This window comes from Pseudomonas sp. PF05, from assembly GCF_056521845.1.
Genome location: NZ_JBWLPW010000008.1, coordinates 239,508 through 253,271 on the forward strand (window position 1 = coordinate 239,508; position 13,764 = coordinate 253,271).

The following is a 13,764-nucleotide window of genomic DNA, read 5'->3' on the forward strand; positions in this document are numbered from 1 at the left end:
AGCTGCCGAGCGAAGCGAGGCTGCGATCTTTTGATCTTGACCTTTCGCTTGAGATTCAACTGCCGGGGAAAAGATCGCAGCCTCGCTTCGCTCGGCAGCTCCTAAAGGCCCAACAACGTTTCCAACTGCGCCGTGGTGTCCACCGCGCCCATGGTCTTGGCAGCATCGAGGGCCGAGACGCCGTTGGCATCCTTGGCTTTCGGATCGGCGCCTTTGCCGATCAGGTAGTCGACGATTTCCACCCGGTTGAACATCGCCGCCATCATCAGCGCGGTACGGCCATCGAAGGAAGAACCCTCCACCTGCGCACCGCCCTCCACCAGCGCCGAAACCACCGCCAGGTCGCCCTTGAACGCCGCGCCGGCAATCGGGCTCTGGCCGTTGTCGTTGCGGATTTCCGGATCGGCCTTGTGTTCCAGCAACACTTTCACCGTCTCCACATGCCCGTGGTAAGCGGCCAGCATCAACAAGGTGTCGCCCTTGTGGTTACGCAGGTTGGGCGGCAGGCCCTTGCTCAGCAACGCGGCCATCATGGCCGCATCACCCTGGCGTGCGACGTTGAACACCTGCTCGGCAAACTCGGCTGCCTCTTCCGGCGTCATCTGCCGGCTTGTATCGGACATGGGAAACTCCACTCGGGTCTTCGCAAAGCGGCTAGTTTCCCGAGGGACCCGGGCGCTGTCATCCCTTTTTTCACTGTGCCCGTCATAGCCAGAATCAATAACGCAATTGTCCGCCCTGAATCCGAGTCGCCAGCTGCCGATCCACCCGCACGTAGGTATCGGTACCCGGCAGCCAGGCGTAGACCGGCTCATCACCGGTGACGCACGGGTCGAACCCTTCAGCCTTTAGGCGAGTCTTCTGGTACTTGAAAGTGCCGGTGGTGTCCATTTTCACCTTGATGCGCAGGAACAGCGGCACCGCATAGGCGGGCAACTGGCATTGCAAGAATTGCAACAACTCGCTGAAGTCCAGAGTCGCCAGGGATTCGGACGGGGTGATTGCCGCCATGCCGGCGCGGCCATTGGTGCCATTGATCTCCACGCCGTAGGCCACCGCTTCGGCCACCTGCGGATGTTGCAGCAGCACATTTTCGACTTCCGTGGTGGAGACGTTTTCGCCTTTCCAGCGATAGGTGTCGCCGAGGCGATCAACGAACTGCCCATGCCCGAAACCAATGTTGCGCAACAGGTCTCCGGTGTTGAAGTAACGGTCGCCCGGCACAAAGACATCCCGGCAGATGGTTTTTTCAGTCAAGGCCTGGTCGGTGTAGCCATCCAGTGGCGCCTTATCGTCGATCCGCGCCAGCAGCAGGCCCGGTTGCCCCCTGGGCACCTTTTGCATGCGACCTTGCAGGTTGCGCAACGGCAGGCCGCTGGCATGGTCGTACTGCACCAGCTCCCAGCCCATCAGAGAAAACCCGATGGTGTTGTCGAAATTCAGGATGTTGGTGAAGCCGATATTGCCATCACTGGCCGCATACAGCTCGCAGATGTGGTCGATGCCGAAACGGGTCTTGAAAGTCGACCAGGCCCCGGGCCGCAGACCGTTGCCGATCATTTTCTTCACACTGTGGTGGCGGTCATCGGCAGCGACAGGCTGGTCGATCAGGTAGCGGCACAACTCACCGACATACCCCAGCGTGGTCGCCCGGTAACGGCGCACGTCGCTCCAGAACTGGCTGGCGCTGAACTTGCGCCGAATCGCGAACCCCGAGGCCCCACAGATCGCCGCGCCCCAGCACACGCACAGGCCTGTGGCGTGGTACAGCGGCAACGTGCAATACACGACATCGTCGGGCTGCATGTCCAGGGCGATCAGGCCGAAGCTGGTGGACGTGCGCATCCAGCGACCATGGCGAAACACCCCGGCCTTGGGCAGCCCAGTGGTGCCTGAGGTGTAGAGATAAAAACATGGGTCATTGCAGAAAACCTGCCGGCTGCACGCCGGGTCATCGCTTGGGTAATCCTCACTGCCAGCCATCAGGTCGATGAAACCGGACGGGGCATCGGACGGAATATCGGTGCGGTCCTGATCAGCCAGCCACCAGGTCCTGCTGCTCGACAGTGTGGTTCGCCCTCGTATGTCGTTGAAGGCCGCGACCCGTTCATCCCCCACCACCACCGCGACCGGGTTGACCAGGGCCAGGCTGTGTACCAGCGCATCGCCGGTTTGCGAGGTGTTGAGCATGGCGCTGACCGCGCCAACCTTGGCCATCGCCAGCACGCTGATCAACAGCTGTGGCCGGTTCTCGATGAATATCGCCACACAGTCGCCCTTGCCGATGCCTTGGGCCAACAGGTAATGGGCGATGCGATTGGCCTGCGCGTTGACCTGTGCATAACTCAACACCGTATCGCCGCACAGCAGTGCCGGGCCCTGGGGATTGCGTTGCGTGGCCTGCTCGAAACACCAGCCCAGGCCGCAAGGCTGGGTCGGGTCCTGGACGTTGGCCTGCTTCATGCCTTTGACGATCCGAGGGACGGCTTTGGCAATGGCTGGCAGTTTGCGCAGCATCATGCCCCAGGTAATCGCGTCGCTGGGTGTACGACTCATGGTGATCTTCCCCGTTCGACCTCGTGGGTCTCGGTTCTTGTTATCAGGCAGGTGATTTTGGCTCGAAAGTACGCCCGCGATTGCGGCGCTGTACACGCGGTTTTTGCAATGTTTTGTATCCGCTGCCCGAGGCAGGCGAAGCGTGAGCGTCGGAAAACGATTTGGTTCCAAAAATCATCTCCCGACCACGCAAAATGCAGGATGCACGATCGCCATTCATGCAATATGCACGAAATCAAAAACACAGCAAAAAGTTAACTTATTGTTTTAAAAGGATTTTATACAACCTTGAATGCTGGCACAGACAGTGCAACCTCCCCTCCACGGTTTGCCATACCATGGAGCAGTCAACTATGAACATGATTCAAGAAAAGTTTGCGTCCCTGTTTTCCAACTACGAAGTGACCACCCAGCCCCGCCCGGATGGCGGCATTCTGCTGACCTTGCGTAATAGCGACGGCAAGCTGTTCAAACGCACGATTTCCTACGCTCAACTGCATGCTGGGGATCAGTTGTCCTGGGCGATCAGCGCGATCCGTCGTGACCTGGCTGAACAGGCTAGCGAGTTGCCACAGATCACCTTGTTGCAGAGCCAGCATCGGTTTGCTTTGCCGACTTACCATAGCGCGTGAGTCTGCTGGAAAAACGCGGTGCTGCTTGCTTGAAAAAACGGCGCTTCTTTCAGAAATGGGAAGCGCCGTTTTTTTTACGCCTTGGGAAAGCCCGCCATTGCGGGTGATCGGTGTCTATATCCGTTGCTGCGGTAACGGCCACTGACGGTTCCGCCGTTACCGAAGAAACGGATATACACACCAAATTCCGCCCGTAAAACTACGCTTCACGTCACAGCCAAACGCGAGTCAATCCTCCAAACGAGGAAACCGGCGAGCAATATCATCCCCCGTAACCTCAGCAACCAACCCCTGCAAATCACCAGACAAACGAATCGTAACGAAATGCGGCCTCTCCCCCCTGTCAAACCAATGCGGCGTACCAGCAGGCACCGTTATCAAGTCATTCCTTTCACACAGCACCGCATAGACATAATCGCCAACGTGCAGGTTAAACAAGCCACGACCAGCAACAAAAAACCGCACTTCATCCTGACCATGGCGATACTCATCGAGCACCTCGGCCTGTTCAATGTGATCGCTGCTAACACTGACGACATCGACCGCCACATAACCGCGCTCAGTCATCAACCCATCGATCTGAGCCTGGTAAGCCGCAATAATGTCCTCCTCACTGGCACCCGGCTGGATTTTCACCGCCGCTTCCCAACGGGCAAAATGAACACCTTGTTCAGCCAACGTCGCGGCAATGTCCTCAAAATGGGTCAACACCTTGTTCGGGATGTCGGGGTTCGAAACGTGATAGACGGACAGGCTGCTCATGACAAAGGCTCCAGAAAGTTAACGGTTCGAAGGCTCATGGCCGGTCCTCTTGCATGCGGGTGGCAATGATAACGGCTGCCGCGAAGGCCGCGAGGCTGGCGAGGCTGAACGTCCAGCTGGCGCCCAAGGCGTTCCAGCTGTAGCCGGAATACAACGCGCCCAAGGCCCCGCCCGTGCCGGCCAGCGCCGCGTAGAGCGCCTGCCCCTGGCCTTGTTGGCGAGGCCCGAAGCTGCGTTGCACGAAATGGATGGCGGCGGCATGAAAGCTGCCGAAGGTCGCCGCATGCAGCACCTGGGCGAACAACAACACCCAGAGAAACTCGGCCAGCGAACCCAGCAACAACCAGCGCAACGCCGCCAGCAGGAAGCTCGCCAGCAGTACCCGGCGCACGGAAAACCGCGCCAGGATCCGGCTCATCAGCAAGAAGACCAATACTTCAGCCACAACACCGAGGGCCCAGAGCAGGCCGATCAGCCCGCGACTGTAGCCCAGGCGTTCGAGGTGCAAGGTCAGGAAGGTGTAATACGGCCCGTGGCTCACCTGCATCAGGCCCACACAGGTATAGAACGCCAGCACGCCAGGGTTGCGCAGTTGCCGCAGGAACCCCTCCCCCGCGATTCGCGGCCCCTGCAATGGCTGGGCGTTGGGCACCCAGAAACTGGCGAGGACGATGCCGGCCATGATCAACACCAGCGCCACCGGGTAGATGTCCAGGCTCAGCCATTCGAACAAGCGGCCGAGCACGACCACGGTGATGATGAAACCGATGGAACCCCATAGGCGGACCTGGCTGTAGCGCGAGGCCTGCCCACCCAAATGGGCCAGGGTAATGACTTCGAATTGCGGCAACACCGCGTGCCAGAAAAACGCATGCAGCGCCATGACCATCGCCAGCCAGGCGTAGCTTTTGTCGATGAAGATCAGCGAAAACGCCAGCAGCGTGCAGACAGCGCCAAAACGCACGATCGCCAGGCGCCGGCCGGTGTAGTCCCCCAGCCAACCCCAGATGTTCGGCGCCACGCAGCGCATCAGCATGGGAATCGCCACCAGCTCGCCGATGCGCGCTGCGTTGAACCCCAGGTGATCGAAATACAGCGCCAGGAACGGCGCCGTCGAACCGAGCAGCGCGAAATAGAACAGATAGAAGCTGGAGAGCCGCCAGTACGGCAGTGCCGCCACGGTCGTCAGGCCGCGGCGGCTGGCAGGCCAGCCATCAAAGCTGCCCCAGCACCGGAGTGCTGACCCGAACGTCGGCGTTCTGGCCGCGATGCCGCAGCAGGTGGTCCATCAGCACGATGGCCATCATTGCCTCGGCGATGGGCGTGGCACGAATGCCGACGCACGGGTCATGACGGCCCTTGGTGATGACGTCCACCGGGTTGCCATGGATGTCGATGGAACGCCCCGGCGTGGTGATGCTGGACGTCGGCTTCAAGGCCAGGTGCGCCACGATCGGCTGGCCCGAGGAAATGCCACCGAGGATGCCGCCGGCATTGTTGCTCAGGAAACCTTGCGGGGTCAGTTCGTCACGGTGCTCGGTGCCGCGCTGGGCAACACAGGCGAAACCGGCGCCGATCTCCACGCCTTTTACCGCGTTGATGCTCATCAGCGCGTGGGCCAGCTCGGCGTCGAGGCGGTCGAAGATCGGTTCGCCAAGGCCGGGCATCACTCCTTCGGCCACCACGGTGATCTTCGCGCCGACCGAATCCTGGTCGCGGCGCAATTGGTCCATGTAGGCCTCGAGTTCCGGCACTTTGTCCGGGTCGGGGCAGAAGAAGGCGTTCTGTTCCACCGAGTCCCAGGTCTTGAACGGGATTTCGATGGGGCCCAACTGGCTCATGTAGCCATGAATGACGATGCCCTGGCTGGCCAGGTACTTCTTGGCAATCGCCCCGGCCGCCACGCGCATGGCGGTTTCCCGGGCCGAACTGCGACCGCCGCCACGGTAGTCGCGCTCACCGTATTTGTGGTGGTAGGTGTAGTCGGCGTGGGCCGGGCGGAACAGGTCCTTGATGGCCGAGTAGTCCTTGGACTTCTGGTCGGTGTTGCGGATCAGCAGGCCGATGGCGCAGCCGGTGGTGCGTCCTTCGAACACGCCGGACAGGATTTCGACTTCATCGGCTTCCTGGCGCTGGGTGGTGTGGCGGCTGGTGCCGGGCTTGCGCCGGTCCAGGTCACGCTGCAGGTCGTCCAGGGAAATCTCCAGGCCCGGCGGGCAGCCGTCGACAATGGCGACCAACGCCGGGCCATGGCTTTCGCCCGCGGTGGTGACAGTGAACAGCTTGCCGTAGGTATTGCCGGACATGCAGGGTGCTCCGTGAAATCGCTGAGAGACTCAACCTTGGATTCGTAATGCGCGCCAGTATACGCAGGCTCCCCGCGTAGTTCATCCTCGAACCTTATCGGCGGCCACCAGTCCAACCGGCACCTTCATAACCAATGGCGTGATGATGTTAAAGCTGCTTGCCTTAAGCCTGACCTTGTTAACCGGCCTGTTTTGCAGCCTGGCCCAGGCCACGGTGCTGCAACGCCCGATCAGCCTCGACACGGGCAACGGTGAGCTGTTCGGCTCGTTGTTGCTGCCCAAGTCCGACACGCCAGTGCCGGTTGTCCTGATCATTTCCGGGTCGGGTCCTACGGATCGCGACGGAAACAACCCCGACGGTGGGCGCAATGACAGCCTCAAGCGCCTGGCCTGGGTGCTGGCCAAACACAACATCGCCAGCGTGCGCTATGACAAACGCGGAGTGGCCGCCAGCCTCGCGGCGACGCCGGACGAACGTAACCTGAGCGTCGAGGCCTATGTGGCCGATGCCGTGGCCTGGAGCCACAAGCTCGCCGCCGATCCGCGCCTGGGCCCGTTGATCCTGCTGGGCCACAGCGAAGGCGCGTTGATCGCCAGCCTCGCCGCGCCCCAGGCCAACGCGGCGGCGGTGATTTCGCTGTCCGGCAGCGCCCGGCCGATCGACCAGGTGCTGCGCCAACAACTGAGCAACCGCCTGCCACCACAGCTGATGTTGCGCAGCAATGAGTTGCTCGACAGCCTCAAGGCCGGTCGACTCGACGATAACGTGCCGGCGCAACTGCAGGTCATATTTCGCCCCAGCGTACAGCCCTACCTGATTTCGTTGTTCCGCCAGAACCCGGCCCAGGCCTTCGCGGCGTTGAAAATGCCGGCCTTGATCCTCCAGGGCAGCCACGACATCCAGATCAGCGTCGATGACGCCAGGCAGTTGAAAGCCGCCAAGCCCGACGCTGAATTGGCGCTGATCGAAGGCATGAACCACGTGATGCGCATCGTGCCCAACGACGTGAAACGGCAATTGGCCTCCTACCAGAATCCCGACCTGCCCTTGGCCGCCGAACTCGGTACGCGGATTCTGCGTTTTATAGACTCGTTAGCCGCGCGTTAGGCGGTTTTAGTTGATTTAACTTCAGGACTGGCAAAAACGGCCGATAACCCGGTGTCGGATAGCGCAATGGCTACCGACCCGCCGGCCTGGACAGGATTTTGCCGTTATGACTGAAACTCAAGCTTCCCCCGACACTGCTGCCGAAGCCCCCGCCTCGTCTGCGGTGGAGCTGCCGTGGGCCGACGTGCATACCGAGCATCACAAAATGCTCCGGCTGGCGCCGCTCAAGACCGACCGCGCCACCGGTGCGCGGCCATTGCGGTTTGTCGAGTTCAGCTATGCCGAGCGCCACAGCAAGGAGCGCAGTTTGCTGCGCATGAGCATCCAGTTGCCGAACCAGCGCGTGCGCAAGGAACAGAATCATCTGGACGTCTGGGCCGACCACGTCGAAAAACGCCTGTTTTTTTCCCCGGACAACCTGCAAGTCGAGCCGTTTAACCGTGGCATCGGCCGTTTCCTGGCGGCCCAGGGCATTACCTGGGCCAAGAAACGCTGGTCGGCCTATCAGGTGAACGGCACCGACCTGGACAACAAGGACGCCCTGAACGAAGACACTCGCCTGCGCCGCGACCGCTTTCTCAAGGCCCAAGGTTTCGAGGTGGTCTACGCCGACGCCCAGCACCTCAAGGGCAGCGTCAAGCCAACCCACGTTGGCGATCTGCTCGGGGACTGGAACACCGAGAAGCTGCAGTTCGTGGAAATCCTTGAAGCGGCGCAGATGCTGCAACAGGCCGAGCAGAACCTGGCGGAACAGGAAGTCAAACTCAAGCAGCAGGAAGAAAGGGTCACCAAGTTCAAGCGCGAAGACGCCGGCCTGCGCTTCACCATCACCTGCCTGGTGGCCTTCGCCATGTTCCAGGCGGGATTGCTGATCTGGATTGCAACGCGCCATTAAGCCCGACAGCCCTGTAGGAGCTGCCGAAGGCTGCGATCTTTTGATCTTTTGATCTTTTGATCTTTCGCTTGAGATTCAAGTGTTAGGGGAAAGATCGCAGCCTCGTTTCACTCGACAGCTCCTACACAGCTCCTACACAGCTCCTGCACAGCTCCCACATGGTTCCTCTGGCCCAACGGGGATAAATCCCCTCGCCACAAAAGCGATCCGCGATCGATAGGATCAAACCCGCGAAGCAAACAATCCCTGGTGCTGGCGGCACTGTTCGGCGCTGAGCATGAACACGCCATGGCCGCCGCGTTCGAAGTCGAGCCAGGCGAAATCGACTTCCGGGTACAACGCCTCGACGTGCACCTGGCTGTTGCCCACTTCGACAATCAACAACCCCTTCTCGGTCAGATGATCGGCCGCCTCGGCCAGCATCCGGCGTACCAGGTTCAAGCCGTCATCGCCACAGGCCAGGCCCAGCTCCGGTTCGTGCTGGTATTCCTGCGGCATGTCGGCGAAATCTTCCGCATCGACGTAGGGCGGGTTCGACACGATCAAGTCGAAACGTTGCCCCGGCAGACCTTCGAAGCCATCGCCCTGGACCGTGAACACGCGCTCATCGACGCCATGGCGCTCGATGTTCTGGTTGGCCACTTCCAACGCTTCGAACGACAGGTCGGCCAGCACCACCTCGGCCTCAGGGAACTCATAGGCACAGGCAATACCGATGCAACCGGAGCCGGTGCACAGATCAAGAATCCGTGCCGGCACCTGGCCCAACCAAGGCTCGAAACGCTTTTCGATCAGCTCACCGATGGGCGAGCGCGGAATGAGCACACGTTCGTCGACGATGAACGACATCCCGCAGAACCAGGCCTCACCCAGCAAATAGGCCGCCGGGATACGTTCGTCGATACGCCGGCGCAGCAGGCGCTGCACATGGAGCAACTCTTCGTCTTCAAGACGGCAGTCCAGGTAGCTGTCGGCGATTTCCCATGGCAGGTGCAATGCGCCCAACACCAGTTGCCGGGCTTCGTCCCACGCATTGTCGGTGCCATGGCCGAAAAACAGATCCTCCCCGTGGAAACGGCTGACGGCCCAACGGATATGGTCACGCAGGGTACGGAGACGGGAAGTGATCACGGCGGCAAACTCCAGAAAAATCGACGGGCGAGTCTACCAGCCAAACGCGGCCCCCCCCAAACACGCCTCGATGACGAACGAAAAGGCCCGAACCAATCGTAGGAATTATCCGTTTTTTGCACCGCCTATTGAACAAGACGAGCATCTTGACAAGGCTGTAGGCCAGCAACGGCGGCCCTTGCGATGGAAGCGATTCACAGAACCGCTCAGCCAGAGGACAATGTCGCAAAAGCCCCACTCGAAGGAGCCCCAGAATGTCCGTTCCAAAAACGATGTTTCAACTCAGCGGCCGTGGTTATGCAGCGGCCAATCTGAGTCAAGCGACCCTGATCATCATCGATGCCCAGAAAGAATACCTTGCGGGCCCCCTGGCCCTGAGCGGCATGGATGCAGCCGTTGCGAACATCAAGCAATTGCTCGGCGCGGCCCGTGCAGCCGGTCGGCCGATCGTCCATGTGCGCCACCTGGGCACCCATGGCGGGCTGTTCGATCCGCAAGGCGAACGCGGTGAGTTCATTTCCGGCCTCGAACCCCAGAGCGACGAGACCGTGATCGAAAAGCTGCTGCCCAGCGCGTTCCACGGTACCGAGTTGAAAAAGCGCCTGGAAGACTTCGGCCCCCTGGACCTGATCGTGTGCGGGTTCATGAGCCACTCCAGCGTCAGCACCACCGTGCGCGCCGCCAAGAACCTGGGCTTTCGCTGCACCCTGGTGGAAGACGCCTGCGCCACCCGCGACCTGCCGTACAAGGGCGGCGTCCTCAGCGCCGAACACGTTCAGCAGACCGAAATGGCGATCATGGCGGACAACTTCGCCACCCTGGCCCTGACCCGCGACTTCATCTGATGCCCTCGATGAGCGGCCCACTGCGCCGCTCATCCGCAAAAGCCTCCCATTTGCCGCAATTGCCCTACCTTCAGGAACAACCCGAACATCTTCCGGTCGAAGGGCCGATACCCATTGAGGAAGGTCGGAATGAAGTTATCCGATGGTTTTGACGCACGTCGCTTACGGCCCAAGGGCCCGAGCAACTGGCGGTTTCGTTTTGGCGCGGCGATCGCTGCGCTGCTGGCAACACTCGGTGTCCTGCTGGCCATGGCTGGTGCGGCCAGCCTGCTAGGCCGTCCGCCCGCGCTGGGCGAGTTGAATGCCACACCACTGGGTTCGGCGATCATCCTGGCAGTCGGTCTTTTGGTATTGCTGTTGGGCGTCTGGCTCTGGCGCCGCTGCCGCCGTCGCGCCCGCCAATCCCTGGAGCTGGCCATGGCTCCGCACCTGATGAAAAAGCACGACTGACCCGCTATCCGACGTTTTGTCGCGCCTGATCCCGCCAGAGTTGGGTAAACTGGCCGGCTTCGCGGAGGCTGACATGCAAGACGACGACTTTTCCCTGTTCAAAAGTGCGATCCAGGGCGTAAAACCGATCAAACACGACCGTGCCGAGACCGGCAAGCCCAAGGCCGATCGCGCGCAAATCGCCAAGCTGCGCCAAGCCGCCACCGTACGCACCGATGCCACGACCGTGGATGGCTTGTCCGATCAGTTCGTGATCGACGTCGGGCCTGAAGACGAGTTGATGTGGGCGCGCGACGGCGTCCAGGAAAGCCAGATGCGCAAGCTTAAGGTCGGCCAGATCCCTTTCGAGGGCAGCCTGGACCTGCACGGCATGAGCGTTGAAAAAGCCCGGGAAACCCTTTGGGCATTCCTGGCCGAAGCCACCAAATTCGAAATCCGCTGTGTGCGCGTCACCCATGGCAAAGCCGTGCGACTGGACGGCAAGCGGCCGATGATCAAGAGCCACGTCAACACCTGGCTGCGCCAGCACCCACAAGTACTGGGCTTCACCTCCTGCCAGGCGAAACACGGCGGCGCCGGGGCGGTCTACGTGATGCTCAAGCGCACCATGATGGAAGGCCGCGACGAATAGCCCTCGCTTGCCGAGCTTGCAGCGCCGTGTCCGCCACCGTACCCTTGCCCTTTGCGTAAAATCCCACAGGTAGTTTCATGTCTCTGGAACAGAATTACACCGCGATTCTCGGCCAACTGGGCGAGGACGTTTCCCGCGAGGGCCTGCTCGACACGCCCAAGCGCGCTGCCAAGGCCATGCAGTACCTCTGCCGCGGTTACGAACAGACCCTGGAAGAAGTCACCAACGGTGCCTTGTTCAGCTCCGACAACAGCGAGATGGTGCTGGTCAAGGACATCGAGTTGTACTCGTTGTGCGAACACCACCTGCTGCCTTTCATCGGCAAGGCTCATGTGGCCTACATCCCGAGCGGCAAGGTGCTGGGGCTGTCGAAAGTCGCGCGCATCGTCGACATGTATGCGCGTCGCCTGCAGATCCAGGAAAACCTCAGCCGCCAGATCGCCGATGCGGTCCAGCAAGTGACCGGCGCCCTGGGCGTGGCGGTGGTGATCGAGGCCAAGCACATGTGCATGATGATGCGCGGTGTGGAAAAACAGAATTCCTCGATGATCACCTCGGTGATGCTCGGCGAGTTCCGGGAAAACGCCGCCACGCGCAGCGAATTCCTCAGCCTCATCAAGTAATCCGTCGCATGAAGAAAACCGGCATTGATCGCCGGTTTTTTTTCGCCCGTGAAAAATCAGGTAAGCTGCGCGCCCTCTTCTTCCCTGCCGCGAGGCTTAATACCGTGATCGTCAAAGCGCTTCGGGTTGGCTTGGGCCAGCTCATCATCTTCATCGACTTCATCACCCGCCCGGGCAAGAAACAGCGCCCGGCCGAGGCCCAGGCGCAGGTCGAGCAGGCCGCTCGCAGCCTGACGCTGTATCAGTTCCACGCCTGCCCGTTCTGCGTGAAGACCCGCCGCACCCTGCGCCGCCTCAACGTGCCGGTGGCCCTGCGCGATGCGAAAAACAACGAGCAGGATCGCCAGGCACTGCTGGAGCAAGGCGGCAGGATCAAAGTACCTTGCCTGCGTATTGAAGAAAATGGCGAGACCACCTGGATGTATGAGTCCAAGGTGATCATTGATTATCTGGATAAGCGGTTCTCGGCAGCCTGATGGTTTTGTGGTGTGGCCACTGACCTCATCGCGAGCAAGCTTTGCTCCCACAGGGACAGTGGTGAATACAAATCCAGTGTTCACCAAGGCCCCCTGTGGGAGCAAAGCTTGCTCGCGATGGGGCCACCCCCGTCACCACATAAGTCAGGCTGCCTTTACCGCCAACGCCTCCCGCACCACCCCCGCCAACCGCTTGAGCCCCTCATCCAACCGCGCCGGGTCGATGTGGCTGAAGTTCAAGCGCAAGTGCCCCGGATGCTGGTCCGGCTCAGGAAAGAACGGCTCCCCTGGCATGAACGCAACGTCGGCCGCCAACGCGGCGGGGAGCAAGGCGCGGGTGTCCAGCGGTTGCCTTAGGGTCAGCCAGAAAAACAACCCACCCTGGGGCACGTTCCAGTCCGCGATGTCGCAGAAGTGCTTTTGCAGCGCCGCCTGGAACCGATCGCGACGATCCCGGTAGAACTCCCTCAACTCACTCAAATGGCTGCGGTACTGCTCGGTGCCGATCCATTGCAGCGCCTGCCATTGGCCGATGCGATTGGTGTGCAAGTCCGCCGACTGCTTGAGTCGCAACAGGTGCGGGAACAAATCCGGACTGGCGATCAGGTAACCCACCCGTAGCCCCGGCAACAGGGTTTTGGACACGGTGCCGGTGTAGATCCAACTGGCCTTCTTCAAGCGACTGACAATCGGCGTGGCACTGCCACCATCGAACGTCAGCTCGCGGTAGGGTTCGTCCTCGATCAAGGTCACGCCAAATTCGTCCAACAGCGCCGCCACCGCATCGCGCTTGGCTTCGCTGTAACGCACCGCCGAGGGGTTCTGGAACGTCGGAATCAGGTAAATGAACGCTGGCCGATGCTGCTCCAGGCGGGCCCGCAACTGTTTCAGGTCCGGACCGTCGGCCTCCAGGGGCACGGTGATGCAGTCGGCGCCGAACAGTTGGAAAATCTGCAACGCGGCCAGATACGTCGGCGCTTCGAGCATCACCTGCGTGCCCACGTCGATGTGCAACTTGGCCGCCAGGTCGAGGGTTTGCTGAGAGCCACTGACCACCAGCACCTGACTCGCCTCACACGCCACGCCCAGCCCCCGCGCCTGGGCCGCCAGGGCTTCGCGCAGGGCGGGTTCGCCTTCGCTCATGCCGTATTGGCCCATGGACAACGGCATGGCTGCCCATTCCACTTTCGGCAACATGGCTTCGGCCGGCAGGCCGCCGGCGAACGACATCACTTCAGGGCGCTGCGCCGCTGCAAGGATTTCTCGAATCAAAGAACTTTTGAGGCGCGAGACACGTTCGGAAAAAGCCATGGGGTCACCTGTAGCGGGGCACGGGAAGAATGAGTCAA

General features: G+C 61.0%; 15 protein-coding genes. 8 read left to right on the forward strand and 7 right to left on the reverse strand.

All coding sequences use genetic code 11. The features are described from left to right. Positions 1-101 precede the first annotated feature (101 nt). Together AC09SL_RS15780 and AC09SL_RS15785 are read right to left on the reverse strand one after the other, a co-directional pair. A complete protein-coding gene (locus AC09SL_RS15780) occupies positions 102-623 on the reverse strand; it encodes an ankyrin repeat domain-containing protein (protein WP_064106978.1) in 522 nt (173 codons plus the stop codon). Between the two features lie 94 nt (positions 624-717). Next, a complete protein-coding gene (locus AC09SL_RS15785) occupies positions 718-2,556 on the reverse strand; it encodes a long-chain-acyl-CoA synthetase (protein WP_058546682.1) in 1,839 nt (612 codons plus the stop codon). Between the two features lie 353 nt (positions 2,557-2,909). On the opposite strand from AC09SL_RS15785, the gene AC09SL_RS15790 reads away from it, so the two are divergent. After that, complete coding sequence (locus tag AC09SL_RS15790) at positions 2,910-3,188, forward strand: DUF3509 domain-containing protein (protein ID WP_003204481.1); 279 nt, start codon at positions 2,910-2,912, stop codon at positions 3,186-3,188. Between the two features lie 228 nt (positions 3,189-3,416). Here AC09SL_RS15790 and AC09SL_RS15795 read toward each other — a convergent pair whose 3' ends face one another. Genes AC09SL_RS15795 through aroC form a run of 3 tightly spaced genes read right to left on the reverse strand, consistent with a single transcriptional unit; the run spans position 3,417 to position 6,256 of the window. Then, positions 3,417-3,950, reverse strand: coding sequence for an acireductone dioxygenase (locus tag AC09SL_RS15795; protein ID WP_058546681.1), 534 nt, complete (start codon positions 3,948-3,950; stop codon positions 3,417-3,419). A 34-nt stretch (positions 3,951-3,984) separates the two neighbouring features. Then, positions 3,985-5,130: an MFS transporter gene (locus AC09SL_RS15800; RefSeq protein WP_058546680.1), complete on the reverse strand. Its 1,146-nt coding sequence runs from the start codon at positions 5,128-5,130 to the stop codon at positions 3,985-3,987. A gap of 34 nt (positions 5,131-5,164) precedes the next feature. Continuing rightward, entirely contained in the window at positions 5,165-6,256 is a 1,092-nt protein-coding gene (gene aroC / locus AC09SL_RS15805) for a chorismate synthase (protein WP_064106977.1), read from the reverse strand. Between the two features lie 142 nt (positions 6,257-6,398). On the opposite strand from aroC, the gene AC09SL_RS15810 reads away from it, so the two are divergent. Beyond that, positions 6,399-7,364: an alpha/beta hydrolase gene (locus tag AC09SL_RS15810; RefSeq protein ID WP_058546679.1), complete on the forward strand. Its 966-nt coding sequence runs from the start codon at positions 6,399-6,401 to the stop codon at positions 7,362-7,364. A 106-nt stretch (positions 7,365-7,470) separates the two neighbouring features. Then, on the forward strand, positions 7,471-8,259 hold the full coding sequence (locus AC09SL_RS15815; RefSeq protein ID WP_058546678.1) for a hypothetical protein: 789 nt from the start codon (positions 7,471-7,473) through the stop codon (positions 8,257-8,259). Positions 8,260-8,481: 222 nt separating this feature from the next. Here AC09SL_RS15815 and prmB read toward each other — a convergent pair whose 3' ends face one another. Further along, positions 8,482-9,390, reverse strand: coding sequence for a 50S ribosomal protein L3 N(5)-glutamine methyltransferase (gene prmB, locus AC09SL_RS15820; RefSeq protein WP_058546677.1), 909 nt, complete (start codon positions 9,388-9,390; stop codon positions 8,482-8,484). A 254-nt stretch (positions 9,391-9,644) separates the two neighbouring features. On the opposite strand from prmB, the gene AC09SL_RS15825 reads away from it, so the two are divergent. The 5 genes from AC09SL_RS15825 (at position 9,645) to AC09SL_RS15845 (ending at position 12,415) form a co-directional block, all read left to right on the forward strand. Next, complete coding sequence (locus AC09SL_RS15825) at positions 9,645-10,235, forward strand: cysteine hydrolase family protein (protein WP_058546676.1); 591 nt, start codon at positions 9,645-9,647, stop codon at positions 10,233-10,235. A 129-nt stretch (positions 10,236-10,364) separates the two neighbouring features. Continuing rightward, complete coding sequence (locus AC09SL_RS15830; protein WP_058546675.1) at positions 10,365-10,685, forward strand: hypothetical protein; 321 nt, start codon at positions 10,365-10,367, stop codon at positions 10,683-10,685. Positions 10,686-10,758: 73 nt separating this feature from the next. After that, positions 10,759-11,316: a Smr/MutS family protein gene (locus tag AC09SL_RS15835; RefSeq protein WP_003204497.1), complete on the forward strand. Its 558-nt coding sequence runs from the start codon at positions 10,759-10,761 to the stop codon at positions 11,314-11,316. Positions 11,317-11,393: 77 nt separating this feature from the next. Then, complete coding sequence (gene folE / locus AC09SL_RS15840) at positions 11,394-11,939, forward strand: GTP cyclohydrolase I FolE (RefSeq protein ID WP_003204506.1); 546 nt, start codon at positions 11,394-11,396, stop codon at positions 11,937-11,939. Between the two features lie 104 nt (positions 11,940-12,043). Further along, a complete protein-coding gene (locus AC09SL_RS15845; protein WP_058546687.1) occupies positions 12,044-12,415 on the forward strand; it encodes a glutathione S-transferase N-terminal domain-containing protein in 372 nt (123 codons plus the stop codon). Positions 12,416-12,559: 144 nt separating this feature from the next. Here AC09SL_RS15845 and AC09SL_RS15850 read toward each other — a convergent pair whose 3' ends face one another. Continuing rightward, positions 12,560-13,726, reverse strand: a complete 1,167-nt coding sequence (locus AC09SL_RS15850; protein WP_058546674.1) for an aminotransferase-like domain-containing protein — start codon at positions 13,724-13,726, stop codon at positions 12,560-12,562. Positions 13,727-13,764: the final 38 nt, after the last annotated feature.

Excerpts from the sequence above, each read along its gene's own strand:
- AC09SL_RS15815 (WP_058546678.1), top strand. The coding sequence starts at position 7,471 with ATGACTGAAACTCAAGCTTCCCCCGACACTGCTGCCGAAGCCCCCGCC.
- AC09SL_RS15835 (WP_003204497.1), top strand. The coding sequence starts at position 10,759 with ATGCAAGACGACGACTTTTCCCTGTTCAAAAGTGCGATCCAGGGCGTA.
- AC09SL_RS15795 (WP_058546681.1), bottom strand. The coding sequence starts at position 3,950 with ATGAGCAGCCTGTCCGTCTATCACGTTTCGAACCCCGACATCCCGAAC.
- AC09SL_RS15850 (WP_058546674.1), bottom strand. The coding sequence starts at position 13,726 with ATGGCTTTTTCCGAACGTGTCTCGCGCCTCAAAAGTTCTTTGATTCGA.
- AC09SL_RS15830 (WP_058546675.1), top strand. The coding sequence starts at position 10,365 with ATGAAGTTATCCGATGGTTTTGACGCACGTCGCTTACGGCCCAAGGGC.
- AC09SL_RS15790 (WP_003204481.1), top strand. The coding sequence starts at position 2,910 with ATGAACATGATTCAAGAAAAGTTTGCGTCCCTGTTTTCCAACTACGAA.
- AC09SL_RS15785 (WP_058546682.1), bottom strand. The coding sequence starts at position 2,556 with ATGAGTCGTACACCCAGCGACGCGATTACCTGGGGCATGATGCTGCGC.
- AC09SL_RS15825 (WP_058546676.1), top strand. The coding sequence starts at position 9,645 with ATGTCCGTTCCAAAAACGATGTTTCAACTCAGCGGCCGTGGTTATGCA.
- AC09SL_RS15780 (WP_064106978.1), bottom strand. The coding sequence starts at position 623 with ATGTCCGATACAAGCCGGCAGATGACGCCGGAAGAGGCAGCCGAGTTT.
- folE (WP_003204506.1), top strand. The coding sequence starts at position 11,394 with ATGTCTCTGGAACAGAATTACACCGCGATTCTCGGCCAACTGGGCGAG.
- aroC (WP_064106977.1), bottom strand. The coding sequence starts at position 6,256 with ATGTCCGGCAATACCTACGGCAAGCTGTTCACTGTCACCACCGCGGGC.
- AC09SL_RS15810 (WP_058546679.1), top strand. The coding sequence starts at position 6,399 with ATGATGTTAAAGCTGCTTGCCTTAAGCCTGACCTTGTTAACCGGCCTG.